The following is a 5,498-nucleotide window of genomic DNA, read 5'->3' as shown; positions in this document are numbered from 1 at the left end:
CCTCAACCCCGAAAGATCATCGCGTCCAACGGCCACGGTCCTCGCAACTCCCACCGATCGCGGGTGTTGCGAGGACCGCTAGAACCCAAGCAGCGGTCGGGGCCTTCGGCGTTCACCGTAGGGTTGGCAGACCTGGTGGCGGCGACCTCGTATCAGGACAGCCTGGACGGCTTCCCCGCCGCCGCCTTCCCGGACGGCCTGGTGTCGGTGTTCGCCGATGCCGGTATCCGGCTCGACCCGGTGGACGGCGGGACCACCGTCAGCGTCCCGGCCGGACCGCAGGCGGTGCAGACGGCCACCGGCCCGCACCCCGGCTTCCCGACCGACGTGCAGCCCCAGCTGACCGCCTTCCTCACCCAGGCCGAGGGCGCCTCCCGGATCGAGGAGCGGGTCTACACCCAGCGCGACACCCACCTGCCCGCCCTCAAGGCGTTCGGCGCCACCGTCAACGCGACCGGCTCGGTGATCACCGTCCGGGGCCGGTCCCCGCTCGCCGCCGCCGACTTGGCCGGCGAGGACATCCGTGCGGCGACCGCCCTCGTGATCGCCGCCCTGGCGGCCCAGGGCACCTCTACGATCCGAGGGATGTACCACCTGCGGCGCGGATACGGCAGCCTGCTGCCGAAGTTGGCCGCGCTCGGTGCCGACCTGACGATCAACCAGGAGCAGTCGTGACCCTCACCGTGCCGTGGAGCCCGAACGCACTCGTCGACCTGCGCGAGTGCCTGGAGCTGCTGACCGCCGACGGGACTGTTCCCGGCGGCGTCATCGCCCACGGCACGTTCGACGCCGAGCCCGGATTCCTGGCCTCCGGCATCGTCGCCCCCGAGTGCGGCGATGCCCGGCCAGGGCCGGACACGGTGTACGACGTGGCGTCCCTGACGAAGGTGCTCGCCACCTGGCCGCTGGTCGGCACCTCCATCAACGAGTCCTTCACCCTGGACACCCCGGTCCGCGAGCTGCTGCCCGACGTCCCGGCCGAGGCACCCGGCGGCCGAGTCACGGCCCGCCAGATCCTCTCCCACACCTCCGGCCTGCGCGCCGACACCCGCCTCGACCGGTACCGGGGCCGCACCGAGCCACTGGCCGAACTGATCTGTGGCGAAGACCTGATCACCGAACCCGGAGCCGGCCACCGCTATATCAACCGCGGCTTCATCCTCCTCGGACTGGCCCTCGCCCACACCCGGGGCCACCGCCTGGACGAGCTGGCAGCCGACCTGTGGCAGAGCCTCGGAATGACCGCCACCGCCTACGGGCCGCTCACCCGCTCCGCGCGGGTCGCGCCGACCGAGCAGCGGCTGCCGGGCGGCCCTCGCCTCTGGGGCTTGCCGCACGACGACAACGCCGCCCTGCTCGGCGGAGTCGCTGGCCACGCCGGGGTGTTCACCACCCCGGCTGACCTCTCCGCCTTCGCCGCCGCGCTGCTGTCCTCGCACGCGAACGGCGGGGACCTGGGCCGCTGGCTGGCCGACAGCCTCCAGCCGCTCGCCGGGATCGAACCCGGCCTCCACCGGGGCCTGGCCTGGATCCTCGCCGACGGCGGCCGGGTGGCCTACCACCACGGCTTCACCGGCACGAGCCTCTACCTCGCCCCGGCCACCGGACGTTACCTGGCCATCTGCACCAACGCCGTCTACCACCACCAGGACAACCGCACCCGCCTCGCGCCGCTGCGGGCCCTGGCACTCAAGGCGATCACCGACGAACCGTAGGAGGCTCCGTGCCCCACCTCACGCTCGCTTCCCTCACCACCCTGCGGCTCGGCGGCCCGGTCGGCGAGCCGCTCTACGTCTCCGACCACGACGACTGGCAGGAGCTGGTGCACACCGTCGGCCGCCGGGAGGAGTACAGCCCCCTCACCCTGGGCCACGGCAGCAACGTCGTCGCGTCCGACACCGGGCACCCGGGCACCGTCGCCGTCATGAACACCCGGGGCATCACCGCGAAGCGGCATGACGACAACACTGTCCTGGTATCCGTGCTGGCCGGCCACCCGCTCACCGACCTCACCGCCTGGGCCGCCGCCGAACACCTGTCCGGGATCGAGTGCCTGGCCGGCATACCCGGCACCGTCGGTGCCGCCCCGGTCCAGAACGCCGGTGCCTACGGCCAGCAGGTCGGCGACACCCTGGACCACCTGACCGCCTGGGACTGGGACATGGGCCGACTGCGGACCCTGCCCGCCCAGGCGTGCCGACTCCGCCACCGCGACAGCCGCTTCAAGCACGACCCAGGCCGCTGGACCATCCTCACCGTCACCTTCCGCCTGACCCACTCCCCGGCCGCACCCATCTCCTACCAGCCGCTCGCCGAGGAACTCGGCGTCCAGCCCGGAGCCAGGCCGCCGGTCAGCGAGGTCACCGCCGCCGTCCTCGCCAACCGGCACCGCCGCGGCCTCCTCCTCGACCCCCACGGCCCCGACGCACGCCAAGCCGGCTCCGTGTTCCTCAACCCGCTCGTCACCGCCGCCCAGGCCGCCCGCTGGTCGGCGGCGGACTGCCCCGTCCACACCGACAGCGACGGCCAGCTGCGGGCCAGCGCCGGATGGCTCCTCGAACACGTCGGCTACCGACCTGGCAAGAAGATCGCCGACGGCGTCCGATGCTCGGAACGCCGCACCCTCACCCTCACCGCCCACAACAGTGCAACCGCCATCGGCTTCGTCCAGGCCCTCACCGACCTCGTCCGGCAGGTCGAGCGAGCCACCAGCATTAGGCTCGACTCCGAGCCGGCGCGGGTCGGCACCTGGCCGTAGGGCCCACCCTCTGGTCTCAGCGGTGGTCTCGTTCACCCCCGTCCAGCCGCGTCCAGCCGCGTTCGGCAACCGACCAGCAACCTGCTCTGCTGTAAGTCAGGCTGCCGGGGGCTGTGACTCGGCGGGCGGGTTCGGCTCCAACAGCGGGTCTTGGTTCGTGATTACGGGCGGCGGTCGTCACCGGCAGTGCCAGCCGCGACCCCGCAGCGGGAGCACGAGGCCCGGAACGTGACAGGTCGGCACACTGGCCGCTGCGGGGCGGAGATGCTGCGCCGCACCGCAGGAGGCGGGGGCGGCGCATCCCGAGTGGCAGTCCACCAGTGTTCACCCGGGAAAGGGCGAAGAGTCGTGTTCACCGCCCGCCGAGGACGAGGCCCCGGGAAGCCTATTGGCTTCCCCGGCGTCGAGCCGGTCCGGAGAGTGCTTCCGTCGGCTGCTCACCGTCCACGCAGCGTAGAGAGTGGAGAGCGCACCGGCGACCATGACGACCGTCATCCCCGTGGCTTTCAGCGCGACCAGGATGATCCCGGTTGCAAGCACGGCGAGAAAAGCGATCAGGTCGATCAGTGTGCGGCGGGGGGACGGGCGTTGGGTCATTCTGCTACCTCTCGTGGGAGTCGGCCCCAACCGTCACACGAGGGTTCAGGCAGTTTGCCATTCTCCCTCATTCTCTCGGATAGAATAGGTGAACTACTAAGAGATCTTGGAGGCCCTGGGTGACACCGGAGCGGATCCGCAGTGGGCGCCGCCAGGGGGACCCGCTCGGGGCCTGTGCCTCTATGAACCTGCTCGTCCTGTACTTGCGCGATCTGCGCGACAACGCTGGCTTGAACGTGGCAGAGCTCCGCCGTCGTCTTGCCGAGGCCATGCGCAACGAGCCGGTAGACCCTCCTGCGGAGCAGACGCTGCACCGGCTCCTCCGTGGAACGAACCTGCACGCGAAGCCGCGTCTGGCGGAGGCGGTGGCCGATGTCTGCGTTCACGCGACACGGGGCGATCGGCAGGCCGCCCGCAAGCGCGTGCGGGAGTTCTATGCCCTCGCCCGTGAGGAGATGGACGGCTCCCGAACCGAGCCGGGCCGGGAGCCGAAGGACGACCACCGGATCACCGAGATTCAGCGCCTGCGGACGGAACTGCAGAAGAAGCACCAAGAGAACCTGCATCTGACGGCCGAGGTGGAGGTGACCAGGCGGCTGCTCTCCTCGCTGGCGCTGGGAGGCGGCAGTGGAGCGGTGGTCAGGAACGACGTGCTCGGCGAGATGCTGGAAAGGATCCAGTACATCGCCGCGAACAGTGACGAAGCCCTGGCCGAGGCTCAGGCAGCCCGGGCTGAGACGGCCCAGCTGCGGGACTGGGTGACTGCCTCTCCCTGGGACTGGTCGCCGAACACTCCGACGCCGGATGGGGTGGACGAACCAGACGTAACCGACGACCGCGTCGCCCCGTCGGCGCCCGTCGGCGCCCGGCCGGACGCCGGCGGCGACACCGAGGCCCTCTTCGAGATCGAGATCCCGAACCCTGCCGACACCGAACTCGAAAAACTTGTAATGGAGTTGACCCTGCGAGATCCGACCGGCTCACGGATGGCCGCAGTGATCGAGAGCGCTGGCGACTACCTCCTGGACGGCGGTCGAACCGGCCGCTACGAGTGGGCGCAGTTGGAGAAGGCCGAGAAGGTGCTGTTCGGCTCGACCGTACGGCGGCTGACGCAACAGGCGTTCGACCTGACGGAAGGCACCGGACACCTCGACCTCAGCCTGGACGGGATCAGCTTCGACCTAAAGTGGACGCTCCTGCGGAGAGGCATGTGGCTCTTCGGACCCGAGCTCATGGGAGAACTCTGCGTCGTCGCCGAGGCAGACGACCGAACCGGAAAGTACAGCTACGGCGTCGTCCGAATCCGCCCCGAGTATCTGAGGCATTCGTCCAACCGGGACCTCAAGTCCGCGCTTACTCGCGAGGGCCGCGAGGCAATCCGCTGGATCCGGCTGGACGGGAACCTGCGCACGGGTGTCCTGCAGCAACTCACCGAGGCGGACCGGGATGCCATTCTCGGACAGGACAGCGGGACGCGGCGGCTGACCGAGCTGTTCCGGCGGGTTCAGGGTAGGCGGTTGACCCGGAGCGACCTGGCCACCGTGTGCCGCGCGCCGGATCCCCTGCGGCGACTGCGCGACACACTGCCCCGCCTACGCCGCGAAGGCATCCTGGTGGTTGGCGGCCACCTCGGGGACCGGGCAGCACTCACCGGGCTGGGCGCCCCCGAACCCGGCCCGGGTGAGTGGGTCGGCCTCCGGCTGGTGCCCGCCAACGATGAACCTGGACCAGTCATCGACCTCGACGGGACCTCGTGGCGAAAGGCCCGCCCCAAGGATCCTGAGACTCCGCTGCCCTAACCGCGGCGCTTGGTTTCCCTGGTGAGGTCCCGCGTCTACCGAGCGGTAGCGCATGAGAAACCAGTCGAGCCGACTTCACGTGCGGGCAGCTGTACAGGTGCCGAGGCCGGGGCGCGCCTCGTGGGTCAATCACCAAAACGAATCTCTGGCCCCAGGACGCCCGTGCACTCTCGGCGGTGGATGGGTGGCTCGCTGGCAGCCTTCCGAAGTAGGCCCTCGGCCGCCATGGGCTGCCGCAGCCATTCGCCTGGTCTCAGTTTTGGTCTCGTTCACCCTCGTCCGCCCGGGTTCACACCCGTCCTGACCTGCGGCACACTCCGCCGCAGGTCAGGACGGGTGTGAAC

The 5,498-nt window shown here is 70.3% G+C and carries 5 protein-coding genes; 4 read left to right on the top strand and 1 reads right to left on the bottom strand.

Translation table 11 applies throughout. The annotated features are described in order from the left end of the window. Positions 1 to 123 precede the first annotated feature (123 nt). The 3 genes from ACFWIC_RS40530 to ACFWIC_RS40520 are packed head-to-tail and all read left to right on the top strand — an operon-like array spanning position 124 to position 2,758. On the top strand, positions 124 to 675 hold the full coding sequence (locus ACFWIC_RS40530; protein ID WP_380522161.1) for a hypothetical protein: 552 nt from the start codon (positions 124 to 126) through the stop codon (positions 673 to 675). Next, a complete protein-coding gene (locus ACFWIC_RS40525) occupies positions 672 to 1,715 on the top strand; it encodes a serine hydrolase domain-containing protein (RefSeq protein WP_329884983.1) in 1,044 nt (347 codons plus the stop codon). Before ACFWIC_RS40530 ends, ACFWIC_RS40525 begins: the two co-directional genes overlap by 4 nt. An 8-nt stretch (positions 1,716 to 1,723) precedes the next feature. Continuing rightward, on the top strand, positions 1,724 to 2,758 hold the full coding sequence (locus ACFWIC_RS40520; RefSeq protein ID WP_380522158.1) for a UDP-N-acetylmuramate dehydrogenase: 1,035 nt from the start codon (positions 1,724 to 1,726) through the stop codon (positions 2,756 to 2,758). Between the two features lie 324 nt (positions 2,759 to 3,082). Here the strand turns inward: ACFWIC_RS40520 and ACFWIC_RS40515 are convergent, their stop codons facing one another. After that, on the bottom strand, positions 3,083 to 3,355 hold the full coding sequence (locus ACFWIC_RS40515; RefSeq protein ID WP_380522155.1) for a hypothetical protein: 273 nt from the start codon (positions 3,353 to 3,355) through the stop codon (positions 3,083 to 3,085). Between the two features lie 182 nt (positions 3,356 to 3,537). On the opposite strand from ACFWIC_RS40515, the gene ACFWIC_RS40510 reads away from it, so the two are divergent. Beyond that, entirely contained in the window at positions 3,538 to 5,154 is a 1,617-nt protein-coding gene (locus ACFWIC_RS40510; RefSeq protein ID WP_380522152.1) for a NaeI family type II restriction endonuclease, read from the top strand. Positions 5,155 to 5,498 lie beyond the last annotated feature (344 nt).

It is taken from the genome of Kitasatospora sp. NPDC127035 (assembly GCF_042726075.1).
Lineage (GTDB): Bacteria > Actinomycetota > Actinomycetes > Streptomycetales > Streptomycetaceae > Kitasatospora.
The sequence above is the reverse complement of the archived record's forward strand: the minus strand, read 5'-3'. Positions and strand labels throughout refer to the sequence as shown.